This is a genomic window from Nitrosomonas sp. Nm132 (assembly GCF_900100485.1).
Classification (GTDB): Bacteria; Pseudomonadota; Gammaproteobacteria; order Burkholderiales; family Nitrosomonadaceae; genus Nitrosomonas.
In genome coordinates, this window is the sequence record NZ_FNDH01000004.1 from 47,357 (window position 1) to 72,177 (window position 24,821).

21 protein-coding genes and 1 pseudogene are annotated in these 24,821 nt (G+C 52.5%); 17 read left to right on the forward strand and 5 right to left on the reverse strand.

Annotated features, from left to right (window positions below; translation table 11 throughout):
• Positions 1-2: 2 nt before the first annotated feature.
• Positions 3-470 carry a DUF5658 family protein gene (locus tag BLP80_RS02625; RefSeq protein WP_256324925.1) on the reverse strand — a complete coding sequence of 156 codons (468 nt, stop codon included), beginning with the start codon at positions 468-470 and terminating at the stop codon, positions 3-5.
• Between the two features lie 397 nt (positions 471-867).
• Here BLP80_RS02625 and rpmH point away from each other — a divergent pair, with 397 nt between their 5' ends.
• From rpmH to mnmE, 5 genes are all read left to right on the forward strand, one after another.
• Complete coding sequence (rpmH, locus tag BLP80_RS02630) at positions 868-1,002, forward strand: 50S ribosomal protein L34 (RefSeq protein WP_090539870.1); 135 nt, start codon at positions 868-870, stop codon at positions 1,000-1,002.
• 46 nt (positions 1,003-1,048) lie between these two features.
• Positions 1,049-1,408 (forward strand): ribonuclease P protein component, encoded by a 360-nt coding sequence (rnpA, locus tag BLP80_RS02635; RefSeq protein WP_090539872.1) that lies wholly within the window; start codon positions 1,049-1,051, stop codon positions 1,406-1,408.
• On the forward strand, positions 1,396-1,605 hold the full coding sequence (yidD, locus tag BLP80_RS02640; RefSeq protein WP_090539873.1) for a membrane protein insertion efficiency factor YidD: 210 nt from the start codon (positions 1,396-1,398) through the stop codon (positions 1,603-1,605). Before rnpA ends, yidD begins: the two co-directional genes overlap by 13 nt.
• Before the next feature lie 50 nt (positions 1,606-1,655).
• The gene (yidC, locus tag BLP80_RS02645; protein ID WP_090539875.1) at positions 1,656-3,386 is read left to right on the forward strand and encodes a membrane protein insertase YidC; all 1,731 of its coding nucleotides are present in this window, start codon (positions 1,656-1,658) and stop codon (positions 3,384-3,386) included.
• Positions 3,387-3,564: 178 nt separating this feature from the next.
• On the forward strand, positions 3,565-4,920 hold the full coding sequence (gene mnmE, locus BLP80_RS02650) for a tRNA uridine-5-carboxymethylaminomethyl(34) synthesis GTPase MnmE (protein ID WP_090539877.1): 1,356 nt from the start codon (positions 3,565-3,567) through the stop codon (positions 4,918-4,920).
• A gap of 33 nt (positions 4,921-4,953) precedes the next feature.
• Here the strand turns inward: mnmE and BLP80_RS16080 are convergent, their stop codons facing one another.
• Positions 4,954-5,082 carry a hypothetical protein gene (locus BLP80_RS16080; protein ID WP_256203532.1) on the reverse strand — a complete coding sequence of 43 codons (129 nt, stop codon included), beginning with the start codon at positions 5,080-5,082 and terminating at the stop codon, positions 4,954-4,956.
• An 11-nt stretch (positions 5,083-5,093) separates the two neighbouring features.
• On the opposite strand from BLP80_RS16080, the gene BLP80_RS02655 reads away from it, so the two are divergent.
• The 8 genes from BLP80_RS02655 to aroG all read left to right on the forward strand — a co-directional run bounded on the left by BLP80_RS02655 (position 5,094) and on the right by aroG (position 17,406).
• Complete coding sequence (locus BLP80_RS02655) at positions 5,094-5,420, forward strand: heavy metal-binding domain-containing protein (protein ID WP_090539878.1); 327 nt, start codon at positions 5,094-5,096, stop codon at positions 5,418-5,420.
• Between the two features lie 335 nt (positions 5,421-5,755).
• Positions 5,756-6,190 (forward strand): hypothetical protein, encoded by a 435-nt coding sequence (locus tag BLP80_RS02665; protein WP_090539882.1) that lies wholly within the window; start codon positions 5,756-5,758, stop codon positions 6,188-6,190.
• Positions 6,191-6,522: 332 nt separating this feature from the next.
• Positions 6,523-9,288, forward strand: coding sequence for a magnesium-translocating P-type ATPase (gene mgtA / locus BLP80_RS02670; protein ID WP_090539884.1), 2,766 nt, complete (start codon positions 6,523-6,525; stop codon positions 9,286-9,288).
• A 257-nt stretch (positions 9,289-9,545) separates the two neighbouring features.
• Complete coding sequence (locus BLP80_RS02675; RefSeq protein ID WP_090539887.1) at positions 9,546-9,728, forward strand: hypothetical protein; 183 nt, start codon at positions 9,546-9,548, stop codon at positions 9,726-9,728.
• Positions 9,729-9,753: 25 nt separating this feature from the next.
• Positions 9,754-10,566: a DEAD/DEAH box helicase family protein gene (locus BLP80_RS02680; RefSeq protein ID WP_218120351.1), complete on the forward strand. Its 813-nt coding sequence runs from the start codon at positions 9,754-9,756 to the stop codon at positions 10,564-10,566.
• Between the two features lie 38 nt (positions 10,567-10,604).
• The gene (dsr1, locus tag BLP80_RS02685; protein WP_090539889.1) at positions 10,605-14,381 is read left to right on the forward strand and encodes an anti-phage defense-associated sirtuin Dsr1; all 3,777 of its coding nucleotides are present in this window, start codon (positions 10,605-10,607) and stop codon (positions 14,379-14,381) included.
• Positions 14,382-14,844: 463 nt separating this feature from the next.
• Positions 14,845-15,786, forward strand: a complete 942-nt coding sequence (locus BLP80_RS02690) for a cation diffusion facilitator family transporter (RefSeq protein ID WP_090539891.1) — start codon at positions 14,845-14,847, stop codon at positions 15,784-15,786.
• Between the two features lie 519 nt (positions 15,787-16,305).
• On the forward strand, positions 16,306-17,406 hold the full coding sequence (gene aroG, locus BLP80_RS02695; protein ID WP_090539893.1) for a 3-deoxy-7-phosphoheptulonate synthase AroG: 1,101 nt from the start codon (positions 16,306-16,308) through the stop codon (positions 17,404-17,406).
• A gap of 10 nt (positions 17,407-17,416) precedes the next feature.
• Here aroG and BLP80_RS02700 read toward each other — a convergent pair whose 3' ends face one another.
• Positions 17,417-18,673, reverse strand: coding sequence for an ABC transporter permease (locus BLP80_RS02700; protein ID WP_090539895.1), 1,257 nt, complete (start codon positions 18,671-18,673; stop codon positions 17,417-17,419).
• Positions 18,663-19,403: an ABC transporter ATP-binding protein gene (locus tag BLP80_RS02705; RefSeq protein ID WP_218120352.1), complete on the reverse strand. Its 741-nt coding sequence runs from the start codon at positions 19,401-19,403 to the stop codon at positions 18,663-18,665. Before BLP80_RS02705 ends, BLP80_RS02700 begins: the two co-directional genes overlap by 11 nt.
• Before the next feature lie 270 nt (positions 19,404-19,673).
• On the opposite strand from BLP80_RS02705, the pseudogene BLP80_RS02710 reads away from it, so the two are divergent.
• Positions 19,674-20,131 (forward strand): annotated as a pseudogene (locus BLP80_RS02710) (DUF3299 domain-containing protein).
• 12 nt (positions 20,132-20,143) lie between these two features.
• Here BLP80_RS02710 and BLP80_RS02715 read toward each other — a convergent pair.
• Entirely contained in the window at positions 20,144-20,704 is a 561-nt protein-coding gene (locus tag BLP80_RS02715) for a DUF2796 domain-containing protein (RefSeq protein WP_176754244.1), read from the reverse strand.
• Between the two features lie 204 nt (positions 20,705-20,908).
• Here BLP80_RS02715 and BLP80_RS15850 point away from each other — a divergent pair, with 204 nt between their 5' ends.
• From BLP80_RS15850 to BLP80_RS02730, 3 genes are all read left to right on the forward strand, one after another.
• Entirely contained in the window at positions 20,909-21,235 is a 327-nt protein-coding gene (locus tag BLP80_RS15850) for a hypothetical protein (RefSeq protein WP_218120354.1), read from the forward strand.
• 169 nt (positions 21,236-21,404) lie between these two features.
• On the forward strand, positions 21,405-23,033 hold the full coding sequence (locus BLP80_RS02725; protein WP_090539899.1) for a SagB/ThcOx family dehydrogenase: 1,629 nt from the start codon (positions 21,405-21,407) through the stop codon (positions 23,031-23,033).
• A 221-nt stretch (positions 23,034-23,254) separates the two neighbouring features.
• On the forward strand, positions 23,255-24,232 hold the full coding sequence (locus BLP80_RS02730; protein WP_090539901.1) for a DUF4917 family protein: 978 nt from the start codon (positions 23,255-23,257) through the stop codon (positions 24,230-24,232).
• The last annotated feature ends 589 nt before the right edge of the window (positions 24,233-24,821 follow it).

The window sequence follows — 24,821 nt, forward strand, 5'->3', positions numbered from 1 at the left end:
TATCAAGCGTTGCTCATTGCAAGCAGCGCAACTTCGTAGCTGATCAGCGTGATGTAGCCAGACAATATTAGATAGAGCAAATGCCTGACTTGGAGTTTTGCAATCAGTTCGACATTATGGTGAATAACGAGGAAAATCAGTGCCAGCGAAGAAAGCGCTAATTTGAAATGAACAAACTTTTCTGTGCTATCTTCAATCAAGCTTGCCATGAAGCTGTTAAGCTCTACCCCTCCCCTGGCTAGAATATTAAGCGTCAATAAGGCATCCATTGCGCTGAACAGAACGATTGCAATCGTGCATAGCATGAGATGGTTTGCATAAACATCAACATATGCGGGCCCTGTGCCCGAGCGTCGCTTGTGAATACGCCTTCCTTTCTTGATTCCCAATTGATAAGGGCAGAAAAAAGGTATGGCTGATCGACGATCCTGAGATCGCTGCTCAATGGTGGTACTCATATTAGTCATCATGGGTGCTCCTAAAAAATGAACGCAAAACGATGCTCATTGCCATCAATGATTAAAACTGTAGCAAAATGATTTCGAGTCGTGATTATTTGTTTAAGATTTAGTGAGTTCAAGTGTACTGGTGTACAGGTATTGCAATGAATTGAGGGCTTCTGCCAGGAAAGCGCTGATTAATTGCCTACACAAGCAAATTTCTGTATTGATGCTCAGGAATTCGCCTATCTGTCTGATAGGTGACAACGCCGAAATTCGCAAAGCTCGTGTTCTCGTTAATGAGCGCTTCCTCAGTCCTATCTTGCCTGTACTGTGAAAATAAGGTTGACATCAATGCCCATAACAGGTTGTAATACGCGGTTCTATTGGGTGAGTATTATCAATTAATTAAATTTATATATAAAAAATGAAACGCACATACCAACCATCTGTTATTCGCAGGAAACGTACACACGGCTTCCTTGTACGCATGAGAACCCGCGGTGGCGCAGCAGTCATTCGCGCGCGTAGGGCCAAAGGCCGGACGCGTTTGGGTGTCTAGAAGATGGCTAAGTAACATAAAACAAGCGCCACCATCGAATGGTTAGGTGAGGAATTATTCACTATCTAAGAAACATCGGTTGCATAAAGCGACGGAGTTTCAGTCTATTATTCGTTTTAGGTGCACGGTGAGTGGTGATTTTCTCCAGTTCTATGTAAAACCGAGTAGTTTAGATTATCCCCGACTGGGGTTGATCGTTGCAAAAAAGCTGGAGCGACATGCAGTAAGGCGAAATCGATTGAAACGTTTGTTGAGAGAAGTATTTCGTATGCATCAGCAAGAACTGGATAAAATGGACTGTGTTTTTCGGCTACAGCGCTCATTAACTCAGATTGATTCCGTTCGTATTAGGCGGGAGGCCGAGATGCTGATACTTAGACTTAGGATGAAACAATGTCGCGATTGATGATAGGTCTTATCAAGCTATATCAATACTGCATTAGTCCTTTTTTTCCACCCTCCTGTCGTTTTAGCCCAACTTGCTCAAGTTATGCAAGAGAGGCACTGATAAAATATGGGTTTATCAAAGGAACGATATTGAGCATAGGCCGTATTTTACGTTGTCATCCGTGGAATCGGGGTGGATACGACCCTGTCCCCTAAAGACCTTTTTTAAACAAGATTATCGCTATAACTCGTTTGGCCGGATCAAGATGGAAACAAAAAAAATTGTACTGATCATCATTTTTAGCACATCGCTGTTATTTCTTTGGAATTCCTGGATAAATGAGCGGGAGAAACTAGACAAATCGGCTGCTGACTCACCGGTCAGCACAGAAAATGTACCGTCTCAGCAGAGTCGTGATGCGCTCCCTGTTCCGGGCGATGCGCTGATTTCTTCACAGTCAGATAACGCTCAGGTGCCCGGGATAGAAGAGGCACCATCAATGGTAACGCCACGTTTGCTGGCAACAGGCGAGCAAGTTAAAGTTGTTACTGATATGGTGGTAGCCGAGATTGATACCGTAGGCGGAGATCTGCGTCGCCTTGAATTACTCCACCATCCATCCAGTGAAAGTAAAAATATCCCTTATGCATTATTGCAAAGCCAGGCTTCTCACATTAGCGTAGCGCAATCCGGGTTGATTGGAGATGGATTTCCTAACCATAAAACAGAATACAAGCTAGATTCGGATACGCATAGTTATAACTTGGCGGCTGGCCAGGACAAAGTTGTGGTTCGTCTTGTCGCTCCGGAAGTAAACGGCGTACAGGTTGCTAAAATCTATACTTTCCATCGTGGAAGCTACGTCATCGATGTTCAATTTGAGGTAAAAAATCTTGGAGAAGCAACCGTTCGACCGTTTGCTTATTTCCAGATATTGCGCGATAACGTTGCGCCTGCTGGCGCAACCATGATGATTCCTACTTACCTAGGTGCTGCCATTTATACCGAGGAAGGGAAGTTTCAGAAAATACAGTTTTCTGATCTGGACAAAAATAAAACAGATTATCCACAAAATGCAGATAACGGCTGGATAGCCATGCTGGAGCATTATTTTGTTTCAGCCTGGCTTCCCGAGCAGAAAACACCCCGGGAGTATTTTACAAAACGGATAAATGAGAATCTGTATGCTGCGGGTGTGATCGCTCCGGTTGGCTCAATTGCGCCGGGTCAAACAGCGGGTGTGACGATGCCGCTCTATGAAGGACCACAGGAGCAGGATAAGCTTGCAGCGTTAGCGCCAGGTCTCGAGCTTACAGTCGATTATGGATGGCTTACGGTGATTGCGGTGCCATTATTTTGGCTGCTCTCGTTTTATCACGAGTGGGTTGGTAATTGGGGTATCGCCATCATTCTTCTCACGATGACGGTCAAGATTTTATTTTTCCCGTTGTCAGCAGCAGGTTATCGATCCATGGCAAGACTGCGCTTGGTGACGCCTAAGCTACAACGTATACAGGAACAGTACAAAGGCGATCGCCAACAGATGCATCAAGCGATGATGCAGCTTTACAAAGATGAAAAAATCAATCCGATGGGCGGGTGTCTTCCTATCCTGGTTCAAATCCCCGTGTTCATCGCGCTATTCTGGACATTGCTGGCTGCAGTTGAGTTACGTTATGCGCCGTTCGCAATGTGGATCACGGATTTGTCTTCTCCGGACCCTTACTACGTATTGCCTGTTCTCATGGGGATTTCAATGTTCATTCAACATAGATTGAATCCCAAACCGACTGATCCAATACAGGCAAAGGTCATGCAGGTTATGCCGCTCATGTTCAGTGCATTTTTCTTCTTCTTCCCAGCGGGTCTCGTATTGTATTCGTTGGTGAACAATGTGCTATCTATTTTGCAGCAGTGGCAAATAACACGGTTGTATGGACAACCTGCTGCGGAAACAGTCAGCAAAAAGATAGTAAAAGAAAAAAGAAAATCTTAAATGTTGTTCTGTCTGGGTGAGCATCTTTTGATTCATAGATGCTCACTGATATTTTTAGAGAAGAAACCTCACTGTCACAAGCATTAACCCGAATATTTCATAAATTCGCGTTAAGTATTACGTTCTATCAATTCCTTTATTAAATAGTAAGGCTTAAAACCTTACGCTCAAGAACCGTATGCAAAGCAATGACATCATTGCTGCCATCGCCACTCCACCCGGACGAGGTGGCATTGGGATCGTCCGGATTTCCGGCAGAAATCTACAAACCATCGTTGAAGCCATTCTTGGCTCGATTCCTCCTCCGCGTAGTGCACATTTGAGTCATTTTCTTGATGAAAATGATCAATCAATCGATCAAGGAATTGCCATTTACTACCCTTCCCCCCATTCTTACACTGGCGAAGATGTGCTGGAATTACAAGGTCATGGCGGTCCGGCGGTAATCAATCTATTATTATCACGCTGCCTTCACCTAGGCGCCAGATTCGCCGAACCAGGCGAATTTACCCTGCGTGCCTTTCTCAACAATAAACTCGATTTGATACAGGCTGAAAGCGTGGCGGATCTGATCGATGCGAGTACAACAGGCGCAGCACGCTGCGCCATGCGCTCGTTGCAAGGGGAGTTTTCTGCAACGATTCAGGCGCTGGTACGTGCGTTGATCGATTTACGGATGCTGGTCGAAGCCACCTTGGATTTTCCAGAGGAAGAAATCGATTTCCTGGAATCGGCGCGTGCGGCAACCCAATTACAGGATATCCGTAAAAAGCTGGAGCACGTCTTGCGTTCGTCTCGCCAAGGCAATCTGTTACAAGAAGGAGTGAACGTCGTGTTAGTAGGACAGCCTAATGTCGGTAAATCCAGCCTGATGAACCGATTGGCGGGTGATGATGTCGCCATTGTGACGGAAGTACCCGGGACGACACGCGATACCATACAGCAATTAATTCAGATCGAGGGTATCCCGCTGCACATTATTGATACCGCCGGCTTGAGAGAAACTACGGATATTGTTGAAAAAAGTGGTATTGCACGCACCCACGCAGCCATCAGGAAAGCAGATCTGGTATTGTTGCTAATCGACAGCCGTTATGGCCTGACCGATGCCGATCAGCAGGTACTGCAAAGCTTGCCGGCCGGGCTACCGCTACTTACTGTTTCTAACAAAATTGATTTGGTGAGTGAAAGTGCCCGGATCGAGGAAGAACCAGGCAAGCCTATGGTTTATCTTTCTGCTAGAACAGGTGCTGGCTTAGCGCTACTGCGTGCAAAAATGCTCGAGATGATCGGTTGGCAGTCCAATATTGCAGGAGAAGGCATGTTTATGGCGCGGCAGCGACATCTGCAGGCGCTGAGCAAAGCCAGAACACACCTTGACAATGCAACCGCGTGGGTGGAAAGTGGTGGGCAATTGGAGTTATTGGCGGAGGAATTACGGCTTGCTCAACTTGCATTGTCCTCGATTACCGGAGAGTTCACCGCAGATGATTTACTAGGCGAGATTTTTTCCAGATTTTGCATCGGGAAATGACAACATTGCCAATTTTTCGGCAAGATAGCGCACCTACCCTATTGAGGCATCGGCTTTGGTTGCCTCACCGGCTAACATAAAGGGGACGTTCTGGATAAACGCGAGGAATGCAGGATCGTTACTAATCAGCAAGAATAGCTGTTCGTAAGCTAACCTTTTCATTGGAGATCATCATGTTACTCACAACAACCCCCAATATCGATGGCAAACGCATCACGAAATACTGCGGTATCGTTGCTGGCGAAGCCGTGCTGGGCGCCAATGTGTTAAAGGATCTTTTTGCAGGAATCCGGGATTTTGTCGGCGGGCGTTCCGGAACCTACGAGAAAGAACTTCAGCGCGCGCGAGCTATAGCCCTGGAAGAACTACAGGAACGCGCCCGGGAGCTCGGTGCAAACGCAGTGATTGGCATCGATATCGATTATGAAGTGCTCGGCAAGGAAAATGGCATGTTGATGGTTTCCGTTAGCGGGACTGCGGTTTTAGTTGAGAGCTTGTAAAAACCAAGTTTCGCTAAAACGCACTGTGTTCAGCCCACCTTGCTCTCGAACTGCTCGATTGCCGAGGAATTCACCACCAACGATTAGTTGGGTGGAATTTTTTCTCACTTTTACATTCAAATAGTTGTATTCCTTCGACGCGATAGAACACTTTAATCGGCAGAGATAATCGGGTTCTTGATCGCTTGTCACCGTTTTTGACGTTGAGTCGGTTCTTTGCTTCTTTGCAGGAAGTTGTTTATTTTTCGTATACCCGTCTATGCGACCCATCTAAAAAATGGTGAGTTAGTTCCTGGAGGCATCAACTTGATTATCAATATCAGGAGGGGGAAAAGATGAAAAAGCTGATTGTTGTTTTAGGTAGTTTCATTGGACTATTGTTACCCTTTACGCTCCATGCCCAAAGCATGGGAGTGTTTTGCTGGAGAATTAATCCTTTTTCCGATGTTTTGTGTTTTGATATCGCGAGCAAAGGATTTGTTTTTGAGCTTACAGGCACCCAAAAAACCTCCGCTTACGAAGTCCCCTCGCATGGCGCAGCTAATTTTGACCGTCTATCTAATCGATTCCATGTTGGGTTTACCTCCCATTTAAGTGGTGGGTTTCTCGGGCAATTTTTTGTGTCTATGAACACGGAATCACTCAATGGTACTTGGACAGACATCACGGGGCTTTCTGGAAATTTTACTTTCTTAGGAGAAGGGCCTTTAAACCCGGTGATATCAAGTAGTCAGGAGGGCAATTATTTGAGCCATATAGTTTCCCCATGATGTTACTTTTTGGGTTTTTTCTTACTACCAAGATCGAATGGGCTTCTCCCTGCCCCGCTGTCTTGCCGACTGCAAGAGGCGGCATCAAATATTGCGACCTTGCATCGCGCTTGCGTTTCCCCTAAAGATACGGAAGGCTGATTGCCCCATAGGTTTTCAGCCACAAACATCGTTTGTCATCATCGACCTCTGTCCGTTCCCTTTCTGCCGTGAAAGAAAGAAAGGTATATGGTCTAACACAGAAACGAATAGAATCATATCTAATCCTAGATTGACACTCGTTCGTTGACCTTCCTGGATCAGGGTGACAGCGGGCGGCGCCGGAGAAGAAAATGAAGCTGAACATCCTGAAAGAATTCTTCGCGAGGTTCCTTCGCACTCGCCATATTGCCCGTCATTTCCGCCGACGCGCGCTGTTGGAGAGCTTAGCTGGCACCGGTATCAGCCGCGAGGCGCCGCCCAGCCTCACCAAGGCCCTGGTCAGCGCTGCCATCAGTGATGTGGGGGCCGTGTTCAAGCAGCTCGATAGCCACAGCGACGGACTATCCGAAGCACAGGCTGAGACCATCCGCAAGCATGTGGGCCTCAACGAAGTCGAACACGAGAAGCCGCTGCCGTGGTGGATTCACCTGTGGCACTGCTATAAGAACCCGTTTAGCCTGCTGCTGACGCTGCTGGCCGTCATTTCCTACCTGACTGAGGATATCAAGGCTACCATCGTGATCGGCTCGATGGTGGCGCTCTCGACCCTGTTGCGCTTCTGGCAGGAGGCCAAGTCCAACAAGGCTGCCGACGCCTTGAAAGCGATGGTCAGCAATACGGCCACCGTGGTCCGCCGCGACCTGTCCGAGGATGCCGCGCCAGTGTTCGAACAGTATTACGGTGTACACTTGCACGTTAGAGCCGCCCAGAGAATCGAACTGCCCATCAGACTGCTGGTGCCCGGTGATGTGATCGTCCTGTCGGCAGGCGACATGATTCCCGCGGACTGCCGAGTATTGACCGCGAAGGACCTGTTCGTGTCACAGGCGGCAATGACCGGTGAGTCGATGCCGGTGGAGAAGTTCGCCGTGCAACACGATGCCAAGGCGATCAACCCGCTGGAGCTGGACAACATCCTGTTCATGGGCACCAACGTGGTGTCCGGCGCGGCCACGGCCGTCGTGCTCAGCACCGGCAACGGTACTTACTTCGGGGCATTGGCCAGCCGCGTCACCGCCACCGACCGCGCGCCGACCTCATTCCAGGCAGGCGTGAACAAGGTGAGCTGGCTGCTGATCCGCTTCATGTTCGTGATGGTTCCCCTCGTTTTGTTCATCAACGGCTTTACCAAGGGCGACTGGATGGAGGCGCTTTTGTTCGCGCTGTCCATTGCCGTGGGGCTGACACCGGAAATGCTGCCGATGATCGTCACGTCAACATTGGCCAAGGGCGCAGTGTTTCTGTCGCGCAAAAAGGTTATCGTCAAGCGGCTTGATGCGATCCAGAACTTCGGTGCGATGGACGTGCTATGCACCGACAAGACCGGCACGCTAACCCAGGACAAGATTTTTCTGACACGGCACATTGATGTCTGGGGCAAGGATTCCGATGACGTCTTGGAGATGGCCTACCTCAACAGTTACTACCAAACCGGCCTCAAGAATGTGCTGGACGTGGCTGTACTGGAGCACGCCGACGTTCACCGCAAGCTGGAAGTCGCTACGGCCTTCCGCAAAATTGATGAGATCCCGTTCGACTTCACCCGCCGCCGCATGTCAGTAGTGGTAGCCGAGCGCGACAAGCACCATCTGCTCATTACCAAAGGTGCAGTCGAGGAGATCTTGTCCGTTTGTACACAGGTGCGTCACGGCGATGCCAGCGAGCCGCTGACGCCCGACCTACGGACGCATATCCACACGATGACGGCAGGCCTCAACGAGCAAGGGCTGCGGGTGGTGGCTGTGGCCGCCAAGGAACTGCCGCCCACGCAGGAAATCTATGGGGTGACCGACGAGCACGCGCTGATTCTGGTCGGCTATGTCGCCTTCCTCGATCCGCCGAAGGAATCCACCGCGCCGGCGCTCCAGGCGCTGGCCGAGTATGGTGTGGCGGTCAAGGTGCTGACCGGCGACAACGAGTTGGTCACCGCCAAGATCTGCAAGGAGGTGGGGTTGGAGCCCAACGGCGTGCTGCTCGGCTCGGACGTGGAGCGCATGAGCGATGCCGAGCTGGCGCAAGCGGTGGAGACCCATGACGTCTTCGCCAAGCTAACCCCGGCGCACAAGGCGCACATCGTGCGGCTGCTCAAAACCAACGGCCATGTGGTCGGCTTCCTGGGGGACGGCATCAACGACGCCCCGGCGCTGCACGCGGCGGACATCGGCATTTCAGTGGACACCGCGGTGGACATCGCCAAGGAGGCAGCGGATATCATTCTGCTGGAGAAGAGTCTGATGGTGCTGAAAGAAGGCGTGGTGGAGGGCCGCAAGACCTTTGTCAACATGCTTAAGTACATCAAGATGACGGCCAGTTCAAATTTCGGCAACGTGTTCTCGGTGCTGGTGGCCAGCGCCTTTATTCCGTTCCTGCCGATGTTGCCAATGCATTTGCTGGTGCAGAACCTGCTCTATGACATCTCGCAGATCGCGATCCCGTTCGATCACGTGGATGAAGAAATGATCAAAAAGCCACAGCACTGGCAGCCAAGCGACATCGGCCGTTTCATGGTGTTTTTCGGGCCGATCAGCTCCATTTTCGATATCACCTGCTATTTCGTGATGTGGTTCGTATTCTCAGCCAATACCCCGGAAGAACAGACCTTGTTCCAGTCCGGCTGGTTCGTCGTCGGGCTGCTGACCCAAACCCTGATCGTGCACATGATCCGCACGCCCAAGCTGCCGTTCATCCAAAGTCGTGCGGCGGCGCCGCTTCTGATCATGACAGGCGCCATGATGGCCGTCGGCATCTTCCTGCCGATGGGACCGCTGGCGCACTACTTCAAGCTGCAGGCGTTGCCGCTGAGCTATTTCCCGATCCTGGTGATGATCCTGCTGGGCTACATGGCGCTGACGCAGCTCATGAAGGGTTTCTACACGCGCCGCTACGGCTGGCAGTAAGGGTAATGAGGGGAGCGCAGATTCAACACCCATCAGCAGGCCCTTGAGCGCCTTGCATGCCACCGTGCAAGGCATCAGGTAGTATCACGCGACTGATTTATCAGGTGTCTTTGGGCGCGGACTGGATGGTACTTGATTCAGGCGCTGGGTGATCAAGACGCCAGGCAAGCAATCTTCCGTGGACAGCAAACCTTGGCTGTAGTTGTGCCACATTGCTATACTTCCGCCTTTATGCCCATGCCATCTGGTAAGACAAGATGAAACGCTGTGTTGTTGATATCCGCCGCCCCGATGCGCCTGAAATGCCTGAACCAGCCGCATTGGCAGGGCGGCGGCTGCCGATCATGAAGCAAGGCTACGGGCTTGTAGCGCTCAAGCGCAATGTGCGCAAAATAGAGCTGGTTGCGCTGATCACCGGTTTCAAGATTCTGATTGACTGAGGGGGGAAGAATGACGGGAGGGACAATGTGTGAAGGCGTGATGACCGAAGCAGATACCTGCCGCAAATTTGTCACGCCTCGGCTGGCCGAGGCAGGTTGGGCCGCTGCGCCGCACGCCCTCGGTGAGCAACGCAGCTTTACCAGCGGCCGCATTATCGTGGCTGGCGGCAAGGTACGCCGCAATAAACAGAAGCGCGCCGACTACCTGCTGTACTATCGCCGTGACTACCCGCTCGCCGTGGTCGAGGCCAAGGAGATCAGCCTGCCCGCTGAAACGGGTGTGCAGCAGGCGCGCGAGTATGCCGAAATCCTCGGGCTCAAGTTCGCTTACGCTACCAACGGCCACCGCATCATCGAGATCGACTACATTAACGGCACCGAACGCGAGGTGGATCGCTATGCCACGCCTGACGAGCTGTTTGCCCGCCTGACGGCCGCGGCGCAATGGCCGCAAGACGCGGCTTCGCACCTGTTGGAGCCGTTTAACCTCGGCTCCGGCAAGGTGCCGCGCTACTACCAGCAAATCGCCATCCACCGTGTGATCGAAGCCATCCTGCTGGGTCAAAAGCGCATCCTCGCCACCCTGGCCACCGGTACCGGCAAGACCTGCGTGGCTTTCCAGATCTGCTGGAAGCTATGGAGCAGCCGCTGGAACCGCACCGGAGAATACCGCCGTCCGAAGATCCTGTTCCTGGCCGACCGCAACATCCTGATTGATGATCCAATGGCCAAAATGTTCGCGCCGTTTGGCGACGCGCGGCACAAGATTACTGGCGGTGAAGTCAGCCAGAGCCGGGACGTGTACTTCGGCATAACCGCCACCCCGCTGGCCATATAGCAAACCTTCGAGCGACTGTTCTCGGCAACCACCTGACCATGCAGTTCGTCACCCACGGCCCTGACATTCCCGAAGGGCTCTTGCAGGCGCACGAAGAAGGCCGTGTGGTGTTCTTCTGCGGCGCGGGCATTTCTTACCCGGCCGGCTTGCCGGGGTTCCAAGGCCTGGTGGAAGACATCTACCGGCGTGTGGGCACAACCCGCTCGCTCATCGAACAGGATGCCTATGGACGCGGCCAGTTCGACGCCACCCTGAATTTGCTGGAAGATCGCTTGCCCGGGCAACGACAGGGACTGGCGTTACGCAAAGCGTTAGCTCAGGCCTTGCAACCAAAGTTGCGCCGCAAGGGTGCCACCGACACCCACGCGGCCCTGCTGCAATTGGCCAAATGTCGCGAAGGCACGCTGCGGCTGGTCACCACCAATTTCGACCGTGTGTTCGAACTGGTAGCCAAGCGTAACAAGCAAGCTTTGAGCGCCTATGCTGCGCCGATGTTGCCGATCCCGAAGAATAGCCGCTGGAATGGGCTGGTTTACTTGCACGGCGTGTTACCAGAAGAGACAGACGACAGTGCGTTGCATCGACTGGTACTCACCAGTGGCGACTTTGGCCTTGCCTACCTCACCGAGCGCTGGGCGGCACGTTTCGTCAGCGAGTTGTTTCGCAACTACGTGGTTTGCTTCGTCGGTTACAGCATCAATGACCCGGTGCTACGCTACATGATGGATGCGCTTGCCGCGGACCGCATGCTGGGAGAGGTTACCCCGCAGGCCTACGCGCTGGGCGACTGCGAGCCCGGGCAGGAACACGACAAGACCATCGAATGGAAGGCGAAGGGCGTCACACCCGTTCTCTACGAGGTGCCCGTAGGCAACCATGACCACCCGGCGCTGCACAGAACCTTGCAGGCCTGGGCAGAAACCTATCGCGACGGCATCCTCGGCAAAGAACGCATCGTCGTGGATTACGCCCTGGCGCGTCCTTCCGCCAGCATACGGCAGGATGACTTCGTGGGACGGATGCTCTGGGCGCTGTCTCACGAATCGGGGTTGCCCGCCAAGCGCTTCGCGGACTTCAACCCCGCGCCGGCACTCGAATGGCTGGAGGCGTTCTCAGAGGATCGCCATCAACACGGCGACTTGAATCGCTTCGGTGTTCCGCCGCGCGCGGACGTGGATGACAAACTGCGGTTCAGCCTGATCCGCGGCCCGGCGCCGTATCGGAACGCGCCGTGGATGGCATTGGTATCGGGTGGCGTTGCCGCCAGCCAATGGGATGACGTGATATTCCATCTGGCTCGCTGGCTCACGCGGCATCTCAACGACCCGGCTTTGATCATTTGGCTGGCACAGCGAGGGGGGCAGTTGCACGAGCGCTGGTCGTGGCTGATTGAGGACGAGCTGAACCACTTTGCACACCTGGTGCAGGAAGGGAAGACAACTGAGCTGGACGAAATCCGCACTCACGCGCCCAATGCCATCCCTGGGCCGCTGATGCACACGCTGTGGCGCTTGCTGCTCACCGGGCGAGTGAAATCGCCGTGGCGTGACCCAGACCTCTACCGCTGGAAGGATCGGCTGAAGCGCGATGGCTTGCGCGCCACACTGCGGCTGGAACTGCGCGAGTTGCTGGCGCCCAGGGTGGCGTTGAAAAAACCGTTTCGCTGGGGCACCGAGGAAGAAAGCACAGATGAACCCACGCACATCCGGCAACTGGTGGACTGGAAACTGGTGCTGGCCGCCGACCATGTGCATTCCGCTCTGCGTGATCTGGCGGATGAACGCTGGCGCGCGGCGTTGCCAGCGCTGCTGGATGACTTTCAGCAACTGCTGCGCGACGCTCTGGATTTGTTGCGCGAACTAGGCGAGGCTGATGACCTCAGCGATCATTCGCACTGGTATTTGCCATCGATCAGACCGCATTGGCAGAATCGGGGTTTCCATGACTGGGTGACGTTGATCGAGCTGTTGCGCGATGCGTGGCTGGCGACGCGCGACAGCAACCCTGAGTGCGCCCGCCGGATTGCGTTGAGATGGTTCGATGTGCCGTATCCGACGTTCAAACGACTGGCCCTGTTTGCCGCCAGTCAGGACGGCGGCATCGATCCCGCGCAATGGGTCGAGTGGCTGGTGTTGGACGGCGCCTGGTGGCTGTGGTCCGTGGATACTCGGCGGGAAACGATGCGTCTACTGGTGCGACAAGGAGCGAAACTCTCGCCGGAAGCCCGGATCACGCTGGAAACGGCGATTCTTGCTGGCCCACCACGGCACATGTACCAGGATGATCTCGAACCCAAACGCTGGCAATCGCTGGTGGATCATTCGGTCTGGCTGCGTCTTGCCAAACTGCGCGAAGGGGGCGGCCAGCTCGGCGAGACTGCTTCATGGTGTATCGACAAACTGTCCGAGGCAAATCCCGAGTGGAGGTTAGCCAGCAACGAACGGGACGAGTTCTCTCATTGGATGAGCAGCACCGACGATCCAGACTACGAGGCCAGCCGCACTGTCGATATCGCACCTCGTAGGCGGGCGGACCTGGTCCAATGGCTCAAGCAGTCCCCACCGGGGCGGCACGACACCTGGCGCGAGACCTGTCGCACGCGGTTCTTCCACAGTTTCCTGGCCTTGTGTGACTTGGCCCAAGAAGGGCTCTGGCCGGTCGGACGCTGGAGAGAAGCCCTGCTGGTGTGGAGCGAGGAAGGTCAGGTGCTGCGCTCGTGGCGCTATGCCGCCCCCTTGGTGAAAACCATGCCTGACGCCGTGCTGAAAGAGATGGCACACGGCGTCACCTGGTGGCTGAAGGCAGCATCCAAGTCAATTAATTGGCACGAAACTATCCTGCTGCACTTGTGCCGTCGCGTACTGGCACTGCCTCATCAGGATGGCGTCGACACGGATAACCATCCCATTGGCCATGTCACGCAGGCGCTGCTGAATCTTTGGTTCAAGCGCAAGCCCAACGACAATGATTCCTTGCCGGGTGATATTGAGCCGTTTTTCACGCAGCTTTGCGACGTAGGGGTCGAACAGTTCCGCCACGGCAGAGTACTGCTGGCATCGCAACTGATCGCATTGTTCCGAGTAGACCGGCCATGGGCGGAGATGCACTTACTGCCGTTGTTCGATTGGACTCGCAGTTCGGTCGAGGCAAAGGCGGTCTGGGAAGGGTTCCTTTGTTCTCCGCGACTGTACCGACCGCTGCTGATCGCGTTCAAGTCTCAGTTTCTTTCCACGGCACATCACTACACAGATCTTGGGATGCACAGCCGCCAGTTCGCCGCGTTCCTCACCTACGCCGCGCTGGACTCTGTGGATGACTATACTCCGGAGGATTTCCAGTCAGCGATTGGCGCGTTGCCGCAAGAGGGATTGCAGGAAGTGGCACAGGCCCTCTCGCAAGCGCTCGAGGGTGCAGGGGAACAACGGGAAAACTACTGGAAGAATCACGTCCAGCCGTTCTGGCAAAGGATCTGGCCCAAGTCACGCGATCTCGCCTCAAATAGCATTGCTAAGTCCTTGGCTCGCCTGAGCGTCGCAGCGCGCGGTGAGTTTACTGCAGCGCTGTCGGCAGTCCTGGATTGGCTGCGGCCGATTGAACATCCGGACAATGTTGTCCATCTGCTACATGAATCCGGATTGGCAGGACGATTTCCGCAGGATGCGTTGCGCTTCCTGAATGCTGTTCTCGACAATCAGCCTTTGGCGCCTCGGGAGTTGAGGCAGTGCCTTGAAGCCATTTCTCAAGCATTGCCCACTCTGCGTCAAGATCATCGATATCAGAGATTGGCCGAGTACGCACGTCGGCGCGGGATTTGAAGCCTGGATGCTGTAGGCGCCTGCAGCACCCCGCGCCAGCGCTGATAAACTCGGAAGCCCATTGTACACTCCGCTACCCATATCAACGGCCAATCTTCATCCGGTTGGTTTTTTTCGCCGAGTACTACGTGGTCTGCCTGGATTCTCGCGAAATAACGATGCCAAGCCTGATTTCACTTCACCGACGATCTAAACAGCAAATCTTCTCTTTTAGATTTCTTCTTCGATCGGCGCATGCATGGTGCCGGGCATGCTCACTATCGCTGTGAGCGCTGTTGCCTTGCGCCACCTTGGCACGGTGCTTACCATTATGCTGATGTCGAACCAGATTGCTTATCGAATACGCACTTCAAAAACAGTCACATGCTAGTCGAGTCATGCATCAATCTGCGCGGAAAAGTGTCTAACCTTCGTAATAGGCTCGATCATTTTTAACCATCAAACGGACATATCATTAGCTCAAATGGCGCATCATCATACTCCTCAACAGGATCTTGCTGAAGGATTCTGGCATGGGCACGGCAATCATCGGCATCCTGAGCCAGATCGTAATGGGCGCGCTTTCGTTATTGCCATCGCCTTGAATATCACTTTTGTTGTGGTCGAGTTTGCTTACGGTTTTATCGCTAACTCTACGGCGCTGATGGCGGATGCGAGCCACAATTTATCTGATGTGCTCGGACTGGCGCTTGCGGCTGGCGCATCCATTCTGGCGCGCAAAGCAGCGAATGAGCGCTATACCTATGGATTACGCAGCAGCTCGATTCTGGCTGCCCTGATCAATGCCATGTTGCTGCTGGTCACGTGCGGGGCGCTCGGCTGGGAGGCGATACAACGCTTTTCCCACCCGCCTCTTGTCGCCGGTGTTACGGTTACCGTCGTTGCGCTTATTGGGGTGATCATCAACAGTTTTTCTGCCTGGCTGTTTTTCAAAGGCAGTCAAAGTGATCTGAATATCCGCGGTGCTTATCTGCATATGGCCGTTGACGCTGCTGTGTCAGTGGGCGTCGTGATGGCGGGGGTAGCGATCGTTTTTATAGACTGGAATTGGCTTGATCCCGCTGTCAGTCTGGTTATCGTCACCATCGTGATCATCGCTACCTGGGAATTTTTGCGCGATTCAGTGCGGCTTGCTTTGGATGCAGTCCCTCCTCATATCGAAGTCGCTGCAATTGATGCCTATTTACGCGAGCAACCTGGCGTCGCCGACATTCATGATCTGCATATCTGGGGACTCAGCACCACCGAAAGCGCTTTGACTGTTCACTTGGTGATGCCTGACGGTTACCCGGGCGATGCCTTTATGGAGGATATCAGGGAAACCCTCCATCTGCGCTTTTTAATTCATCACAGCACGATTCAGATTGAGCAAGGGACGGTCAGCCATCTCTGCTCGCTGGAATAATCGTGGGCGGGGTTGGCCGTGCTTGCTCAAGTGGGCGGAGTGCAGCGCCCAATGCTTGCTTCAGCTTCAGCTACGTGATACGGCATCGTCTGCACCGCATTTCGTTTTTTATGTTAAATCTCCCAAACCGGGAAAGGTATGTTCCGGCTGGGTTAATTCCGTTTCTGAATCAAACTTGACTTTGTCGACTTCTCCTTGCCGTATTATTTATACTGTCTGCTGCTCGCCTTCGCGTCATGTTTGATTTGGAAATGGAATAAAATAGCATTTGTGCTTTCCGCTCGCTTTTTGTATTGCCTGCGGATGAATATCTTTGACCCTAGCCCGAATATTTCATAAATTCGCGTGATGATCACCCAGGATTTTGATTAATAGGGAAGTTTTGAGAAGGAGGGGTGTAGTGATTCATACACCTGACTGAGCAAAATCTTTCTTATTAATCAAAAGGCAAGTGAGGACACGTGCCAATTTATGAAATATTCGGGCTAGGTCAGTAAGCAATTAAATAAAGGAACTCATATGAAATTTCAGACCGATGATTTACGCATTATCGGCATGCACGAACTCACCCCACCGGTGGAATTGCATCGCGAATATCCTGTGACCGAGACCACGACCGAAACGGTTTACGCAGCACGGCAGGCCATTCACCGTATTTTGCATGGTGAAGAGGATCGCTTGCTGGCAGTGGTCGGCCCTTGCTCCATCCATGATGTGGATGCAGCGCTGGAATATGCAGCCCGCTTGAAGCATCTGCGCGAGGTTTTCAAGGAGCAGTTGCACATTGTGATGCGGGTGTACTTCGAAAAACCACGGACCACCATCGGCTGGAAAGGATTGATCAACGACCCTGATCTGGATAACAGCTTCCATATCAATAAGGGTTTACGCATGGCGCGCAAACTGCTGCTGGATTTGAACAATCTGGGAATCCCTGCGGCAACAGAATACCTTGACTTGATCAGCCCGCAATATCTGGCTGATCTGATCAGCTGGGCTGCCATTGGCGCGCGCACCACCGAGAGCCAGGCGCACCGCGAATTGGCATCTGGCGCTTCCTGCCCCATTGGATTCAAGAATGGCACTTATGGCAATCTGAACATCGCCATTGATGCGATTGGCGCGGCTTCCCGCCCGCACCATTTTCTTTCAGTGACCAAAGAGGGGCACACAGCCATTTTTGCGACCAAGGGCAATGAAGATTGTCACATCATCCTGCGAGGAGGACGCAAGCCTAACTACGATGCAGTCAGTGTAGCCTCGGCCATTGAAGAACTATCCAAAGTCAAGCTGCCACCCTGCCTGATGATCGATTTTAGCCATGCTAACAGCCATAAGGACTATCGCCGCCAGCCGGAGGTGGCTGCCAATGTGGCCGAACAGATCGCCAGCGGAAGCCATGCCATCTGTGGCGTGATGATCGAAAGCCATCTGGTTGAAGGTAATCAGAAAGTGGAGGGCATGAAACGCGAACAACTGGTTTACGGAAAAAGCATTACCGATGGCTGCATCAGTTTTGAAACAACCGAGCAGGTGTTGTATCAATTGGCGAATGCAGTGGAGCAGCGCAGGGCCCAGCGTATGGCAAAGAAAGTTACGGTCTTCCCTCGCGTTGGCTAAATGGCCTCATTCAACCCCTTACGGTAAGACCATGATGTAAGGACATGCGGTATGCACTGAGCGAGGGAATCAGCCCGAGCACCCCAGTACTTACCACAATCGTACCCAAAATACCGAGCGTCTGGTGGTTGATAGCAAAGTGATTAATGAAGATCCCATAATTTTCTGCGAGAAACGTCTGAGCAAATAAGATCCCCATTGTTAGCGCAAACATGGCGACGATGATGCCGCCTAGGGAAATCAACAGCGCCTCGCTTTGAATGATCAGAAATACGAAAAAGGGGGGGGCGCCGATAGCGCGCAGGACCGCAATTTCCCGCTGCCTTTCGCGTATGGAGGAAAGCAGCATGGTGCTTAATCCCAATAGCGATGAAAACAGCACCAGGATAGAAATTAATCTGAGCGTATTTTCCATCACACTCATCATTTGCCACAGCTCGGTAAGCGCGATGCCCGGTAACATGGCGAGCAGCGGTTCTTTTTGATATTGATTGACTTGTCGTTGGACATGAAAGGTGGCCATTTTTGATTTAAGTCCCACCATGAAAGCAGTGATGCTTTTGGGCGTGAGGTCGCGCGCTGCCAGCTCATGGGCAGCCATTTGCCTGCCCGGTATTTTTACGCCATCTTTCCAGTTCAGGTGGATGGCTTCCATCCCTGCCAGGCTGACGTACAAGGCGTGATCGACGGGCGTTCCGGTCGCCCGCAAAATACCGGTGACTCGAAAGGGATTATCATCATGGATACTGAAACTGGCCTGCCCAAGGCCATGCGCCAGCACGATGCTGTCATGCAGACGATAACCGAGCTTCTTGGCGACCTCGGCGCCGATCACCACATCAAATAGCTGTGAAAAAGGGCCGCCTTGCGCAAAGGATAAGGGGGTATTCTGGCCAAAGCGGAAATGCGTGAAGTAGTCTTGCGTGGTGCCCATCACCCGGTAACCGCGATGGGAGTCGCCCAATGAGATCGGTATCGTCCAGGCCACTTTAGGATCGGCTGCGAGCTCACGATAACTTTGCCACGAGATGTTATTGGTGGCATTCCCGATGCGGAAAATAGAGTACAGCAACAAGTTTAACTGGCCGGTACGGGCTCCCACGATGAGATCCACGCCGGAAACCGTTTTACTGAAACTTTCTTTTGCTTCGTGCCGGATATGCTCTACCCCCAGCAACACAAAGGTACTGATCGCCACCGAAATCAAGGCGAGTAATACCGTGTATTTTCGATTGAGCAGGCTATGCCAGGCGACCTTAACAAACATGTTGACTGCCTCCTGCCTGGTTGATTTCAGCCAAATTAACCACATGGTGAAAATGTGGGGCCAGCGCCGTGTCATGGCTTACGAAAATTAAGGTGTTGCCCTGGGTTTTGCTGATTTCCAGAAGCATTTGCATAAAAGCATCCCGGGTATCGCTATCCAATGCGGAAGTAGGCTCATCTGCAATCAGAATCTCCGGAGCATTCACCAGCGCCCGGGCAATCGCGACGCGCTGTTGCTGGCCTACGCTGAGGTCGCTGGCTTTTTTAGTGATTACGGTGTTATCCAGTTCCAGCATATCAAAAAGCTGCCTCGCGGTTAAATCAAGATCGGTCCTATCCTTTTTGCCAAAATGGGCGGCTAGCCGGATGTTGTCCAGCACGCTCAAATAAGGAATGAGATTGAATTGCTGGAACACGATACCGATATGCGCTGCTCTAAAGCGATCGCGCGCGCGGGCGGATAATGCGCTCAAGTTTTGGCCCAGTATTTCTATAGTGCCTTTATTTGCGACCAGGATACCTGCCAGCAAATTCAACAGGGTTGATTTTCCCGAGCCCGAAGGGCCTTTGAGAAATACTCGGTCGCCTCTGGCAACGCGCCATTCAGGAATAGCCAGAACAACCGTGTGTACTTTGCCAGGATAGGAAAAGTGCAGGCCGTTGATTCTTACTGCATCAGGTATTGTGGCCGGAACGCCTGATGGTGAATTTCTCGGAGAGTTTGAATGCAAGATAAAATCTCCTCGTCGGTTTTATTCTAGATCTAATGTACTATACTGTAGCACGGCGTCAACTTTATGGTATCGGTACTGCTTTTTATGAGACTCAGTTTCTTGATTAACAAATCAGCGCTATTCATCAGCCTCCTGGCTACTTTGCTCATCGCTTGCTCCCCAAATGAGCCGAATGCACGTTTAGAAGTGGCATCTGGCAATGAAACGCTGGCTAAACCGCAGGTGCTTCACACTGAGCCTTATCAAACCATTCAGTGGACCGATCTGATGCCAGCGGATGATCTGGATGCTTTATTGAATCCTCCGGCCTATCTGGATGAGATCGAAGATGGCTCTGAGGAAGATAAGTTAAGCAGTCAGTTCATGTTGGCGATAACCCAGGCAAGTGACGACCGATACCAGCAGGCGCTCATATCGACACGAATCAAGCCAGAATTTGATAATCAAAGGATCAGATTACCGGGCTTTATCGTACCACTGGAATTCGGTGAGCAACAAACTGTCACGCGTTTCTTTTTAGTGCCATTCTTCGGAGCGTGTATCCATGTTCCCCCCCACCGCCCAACCAGATTGTCTATGGCGTCTTTGAAAAAGGGCTCAAGCTTGAGGCTTTGCATGAACCAGTCTGGGTGACAGGTCTATTGAAAACGACCCTGACGGAAAATGATGTCGCCACCGCTGCTTATGCGATGGAGGTGGCGGAAGTAGAGACATATACCGAATAAGTCAGTCGCTGTTTAGTCAACGCCAAGCGTGGCATTGTTCACTGTCAATGAAGCGGAACCCTGCTTGCCCTGAAAAATCCATTGTGCTTTGATGGCCTGGATACCCGGAAAAAGCGCAAAGAGCTTTATCGAAATGGCGGTTAAATCTTTAGCCTGCTCGCAGTGAAAAGTATAACTGGCATGGAAATCAGCATGCTCCTGCTGCGCTTCATGGTGATGTTGATGATCCGCGGACTCATGGTTTTTCATGTAAGGCATCTCAATTTCCGCATGCTCTAACAGGCATGTCGTGGCTGAAAAATCAAACAGGCGATCAGCGGAAGCCAGCATCTGTTTCGCATTGGAGAAGGCGGCTGCTTGCTCTTCATTGCTGGGTGCGTGCTCAAATCCAATGAGATTGACTGCGGGAGAATCGAATTCGATGGATAAAGCATTGCCCTCCAGCACGATATTAAGCATCGCTTCACCATGAACATGCGCGCCCTGGGTTAAATGGGCTCCTGACGAAAAAACTTGTGGACTGCTGCCAAGCAGGATCCATAGCCATCCTATCAATAAGTGTCTGTTTACCATAGTTCCTCCCTGGATAAATAATATATTCAGGGAGGAATTATGCATCAAGCTTACCCGGCAATGCTCCCACGATGAGGTCTCTGCGCGCGATCGCCAGGTATCAACGATGAAATACAGAAACGATATAATCATCGGTTGAGCGCAAAAACACCCTCTCGATCCTGTGCCGGGCTCGGCGGCGGATACAATGAATGAAGGAAAACAATGATCACTGGTGAACTCAAATCCAAAGTCGACCGCATCTGGGACACGATGTGCTCCGGCGGCATTTCCAATCCGCTGTCGGTTATCGAGCAATTGACACCTATCTGCTGTTCATCAAGCGGCTGGCTGGCCAACGTGGTTGATCAGCTCGACGCTATCGACATGGCCGACCAAGACACCAAGGCCAAGATTGCCGCCAACGATGACGACCTATCCATCAACCGCTACCAGGAAGTGACGTACGAAGCGGAGGGCCGAAGATGGCCGGCGCGCAGTATGAGAAAAAGATCCGGGATTACCTGCGTAGCCATCTGGACCACCTCGTGATTCATCGGCTGCGCAGCAATCAGCCGTTAACGGAAACCGATTTGCAAGGTTTGGAGCAGACCCTTACCGAGATGGGCGAAGAAGATGGCGCAACGAAAAACAATAGAAGCCAACCCAGGAAAATGGGGGGCGGCAAGCACCGATAAATGTAATTTTTTGTGGGCGAACTATGAGTAACAACGCATTATCAACCGTTATCACCTATCACGAAGCCAGTAAACACCGTTTGGACGGCTATGCACCGGGACCCCGTGGCTTGGACTGGGCTAATCAACCGGATCCGTTTCGCCGTTATGCGGGGACGCAACGCTGCGAGTTGCCTTTACGGGCCACTCCCTTGCAGATGCCATTTGCCGAAGTCCGCAGCGGCCGGCGGCAAACACCGGCAGCGATCAATCTGGCCAATTTGGCGACGCTGCTGGAGCTGAGCTTCGGTTTGTCTGCATGGAAAGAATACGGGGGCTCGCGCTGGGCGTTGCGCTGCAATCCTTCCAGTGGAAATTTGCATCCTACTGAATGCTATGTGCTCGCCGCTGCACGCGATGGCCTTGCGAGCGGCGTGCATCACTATGTCAGCTATGACCACAGCCTGGAGCGGCGCGCCGAGGCTGATCCCGATTGGGGCAGTGAGCTGGCTGGCGGCTGCGTGCTGATCCTCACGTCTATTCATTGGCGCGAAGCCTGGAAGTATGGCCTGCGCGCTTACCGCTACTGCCAACATGACTGCGGCCATGCTCTGGCTGCGGTCAGCTATGCTGCCGCCACGCTTGGCTGGCGCGCGCAGGTCTTGGAGAGTTGGCATGATGCGGCACTTGCTGCGCTGACTGGCGTGGCGCGCATGGGCGATTTTGCCGAGCATGAAAGCGAGGCGGTAGAGGTCGCGCTCTGGATTGGCTGCGGAAATGTGCCCGAGCCGTTGGATTCGGCTCAGGCAGCCGCAGCCCTGGCCAGCAGATTGAATTTTGTCGGACAGGCCAATCGCCTCAGCGCTCAGCATGTCCATTGGGCGGGAATCGATACGGTGCATCTTGCTGCCGAACGGCCCATCCCTCCTGCTTCATCGTTGATCCCGCCAACGCAGTGGCCGCCCCTGGCGCCAATGGATTGTTCGCAAGATGCAGGGGCGCTGATTCGCCAGCGCCGAAGTGCTGTCGGTTTCGATGGCGTGACTGCCATGCCAACAGAACGGTGGTTCACAATGCTCGATGCCCTGCTGCCTCGTCCTGAGCTACCGCCCTGGGAAATCTGGCAACGACCGCCGCGGGTGCATCTCGTCCTGTTCGTGCATCGTGTCGCAGGGATAACACCGGGTATCTACCTGCTTCTGCGGGATCACTCCGTCGCGCCCGCGTTACGTCGAGCGATACGCGAAGAGGCCGAATGGGCCGAAGTAGCCGGTGCACCCCAGCATCTTGGCTTGTTTCGATTATTCTCTGCCGATGCCCGAGACACGGCGCGCTTGATCAGTTGTCACCAAGACATCGCCGCCGATAGCTGTTTCTCGCTGGGCATGCTGGCTGAATTCGAAACCGCATTAAACGCGGGAGCCTGGCATTATCGCGAACTGTTTCATGAAGCCGGCATGCTCGGTCAGGCGCTCTACCTGGAAGCAGAAGCTGCAGGGCTACGCGGCACCGGCATCGGCTGCTATTTCGATGATACGCTGCACGCCCTGCTCGGCTTATCCGAACATGCGTGGCAATCGCTCTATCACTTCACCGTCGGCGGCCCACTGGACGACCCGCGCCTGCGCACGCTGCCGCCTTATGCGCATCTTAGCGGCAGGCGGGTATGTTGATAAGATTAACCAGCCAAAAGCAGTAAAAGTATGGTAAAAGGATCGCCCATATAGCTAGCCGGAGCTACCAATTACTCGTAAGTGGATCTAACAAAGTTTGTTGTAACGAAAACTAAATCGATCTATTGCCATAAAAAATAAGGAGATAGTATGAAGTTTAGTGTATTAGATTTCATAATTGACATCACTAATTGCGTCATTTAGGAGATCTAATTCTAGTTATGCGCCGAGGCGAAGTTTTGTCCATGCTTAAAGACTGGAATGAGATTTCGGATTTGCCAATGCAGAATCTCTTATTCGGGAACGGTCTTGGTAGAACATATTGGGAGAAATTTGCATATCACTCTCTTCTTGAGAACTTCGATGATTTTCCTGTTGGGAGATATGCATGCACGAAAGATCTCTTCGACAGACTCAACACGGTAAATTTCGAAGAAGTTCTTCGAGCAATATTTCATGCATATCAAGTTTCAATTGATAATCAAGATGCAACGCGAACTCTCTATCTCGACGTGCAAAATGCATTGATTTCAGCAGTGAATGCGGTACACCCTAAGCCTTCATATATTCCAAGCGAAAGCATTGGTAAATGTCTTGCTAAATATAACTGCATATTCACCACCAATTACGACCTACTACCTTACTGGGCTATCCTTAGTGAACAGTCAAATAAGTTCGTAGACTACTTCTGGAACGAAGGCGTGTTTAACCCAAGAAATGTTAAGGTATATTCAGGGAAAATTCCCATTCACTTCCTGCACGGGGCTCTACACCTCCAATCAGAAGGTATATCCGACGCACGGAAAGTCCACATTAAAATTGAGTCAGGAGTTGATGGCGCCTTTGATTCTGGGTTTAGTGGAAGATTTCCGCTGTTTATTACAGAAGGAAAATCTGCGCTCAAGTTGAGTAGGATCCGTGGAAATAGTTACCTGAACTTTTGCTACGAGCGGCTTTGTCAATCCAAAGGCGGGTTAGTTATATATGGGCATGACCTTAACCCTGAGTATGATGGGCACATCGTTGATGCGCTAAAGCAGAGCAAGAATGATCAAATTGCGCTAAGTGTCTATTCCGGATTGGATGCTACTGAAAAGGATAGATTCATGTATAACATTCTTGCACAGTTTTCTGGCATTGAGATGGAGATCATCTTCTTTGAATCGTCTTCACATCCTCTTGCACAGTGCGGCGCATAACAATTCTCTGCAGGCGCGACGGCCCTGACGAGCTGCAGCCTGAGCTCAAACGTTAGACGTTTCAAGCCTGTTTATACTCATGAAAAATCACTACTCTAGACGGCACTTTCCGAGAAGGCACACCCTGAAAAAAGTTGTTGAAACCTCGCGCCCTCGTTTAGCTACATGGATCGGGCGCATAGTTTGGTTTATCGTAGGTGGCTTAGTGTCGTTGTTTGTTGCCTTCCTATCCCAGGGGCCTGACGCTATTCGAAAGATTCCCGAAATCCCGAGAGCTGTATCGGAGACGGTAAATTCTCTGGCCGAGACATATCAGATTGATCGCGACCTAACAGCTACCTGGGAGTTCGTTCAGAACCAACTTACATTACCAACACAAACTCACACGATACGACTAGAGCTAACGAGTAAAGATGGTCGAATCGCCGGAGAACTGTATTCGCCATCCATCCGCAAATGGACTATCTATGACATGGCTTTGGTAGAGGGAAGGCGCAATGGAAGATCATTGCATTTGACTGTCTTCGACTTTATCCACGGAAAACGAACCCGTCTCGCTGAGCTCGATGTTCGATTTCAGGAAGAACCG

What these genes read in the sequence shown, in the direction of transcription:
- mnmE (WP_090539877.1), top strand. Translation starts at nt 3,565, where the DNA reads ATGCAAAGCAATGACATCATTGCTGCCATCGCCACTCCACCCGGACGA.
- BLP80_RS02730 (WP_090539901.1), top strand. Translation starts at nt 23,255, where the DNA reads ATGCGCCGAGGCGAAGTTTTGTCCATGCTTAAAGACTGGAATGAGATT.
- BLP80_RS02655 (WP_090539878.1), top strand. Translation starts at nt 5,094, where the DNA reads ATGTTACTCACAACAACCCCCAATATCGATGGCAAACGCATCACGAAA.
- mgtA (WP_090539884.1), top strand. Translation starts at nt 6,523, where the DNA reads ATGAAGCTGAACATCCTGAAAGAATTCTTCGCGAGGTTCCTTCGCACT.
- BLP80_RS15850 (WP_218120354.1), top strand. Translation starts at nt 20,909, where the DNA reads ATGATCACTGGTGAACTCAAATCCAAAGTCGACCGCATCTGGGACACG.
- dsr1 (WP_090539889.1), top strand. Translation starts at nt 10,605, where the DNA reads ATGCAGTTCGTCACCCACGGCCCTGACATTCCCGAAGGGCTCTTGCAG.
- aroG (WP_090539893.1), top strand. Translation starts at nt 16,306, where the DNA reads ATGAAATTTCAGACCGATGATTTACGCATTATCGGCATGCACGAACTC.
- BLP80_RS16080 (WP_256203532.1), bottom strand. Translation starts at nt 5,082, where the DNA reads ATGAAAAGGTTAGCTTACGAACAGCTATTCTTGCTGATTAGTAACGAT.
- BLP80_RS02680 (WP_218120351.1), top strand. Translation starts at nt 9,754, where the DNA reads ATGTGTGAAGGCGTGATGACCGAAGCAGATACCTGCCGCAAATTTGTC.
- BLP80_RS02675 (WP_090539887.1), top strand. Translation starts at nt 9,546, where the DNA reads ATGAAACGCTGTGTTGTTGATATCCGCCGCCCCGATGCGCCTGAAATG.
- BLP80_RS02625 (WP_256324925.1), bottom strand. Translation starts at nt 470, where the DNA reads ATGATGACTAATATGAGTACCACCATTGAGCAGCGATCTCAGGATCGT.
- rpmH (WP_090539870.1), top strand. Translation starts at nt 868, where the DNA reads ATGAAACGCACATACCAACCATCTGTTATTCGCAGGAAACGTACACAC.
- BLP80_RS02690 (WP_090539891.1), top strand. Translation starts at nt 14,845, where the DNA reads ATGGCGCATCATCATACTCCTCAACAGGATCTTGCTGAAGGATTCTGG.
- BLP80_RS02715 (WP_176754244.1), bottom strand. Translation starts at nt 20,704, where the DNA reads ATGGTAAACAGACACTTATTGATAGGATGGCTATGGATCCTGCTTGGC.
- BLP80_RS02665 (WP_090539882.1), top strand. Translation starts at nt 5,756, where the DNA reads ATGAAAAAGCTGATTGTTGTTTTAGGTAGTTTCATTGGACTATTGTTA.
- BLP80_RS02725 (WP_090539899.1), top strand. Translation starts at nt 21,405, where the DNA reads ATGAGTAACAACGCATTATCAACCGTTATCACCTATCACGAAGCCAGT.
- yidC (WP_090539875.1), top strand. Translation starts at nt 1,656, where the DNA reads ATGGAAACAAAAAAAATTGTACTGATCATCATTTTTAGCACATCGCTG.
- yidD (WP_090539873.1), top strand. Translation starts at nt 1,396, where the DNA reads ATGTCGCGATTGATGATAGGTCTTATCAAGCTATATCAATACTGCATT.
- BLP80_RS02700 (WP_090539895.1), bottom strand. Translation starts at nt 18,673, where the DNA reads ATGTTTGTTAAGGTCGCCTGGCATAGCCTGCTCAATCGAAAATACACG.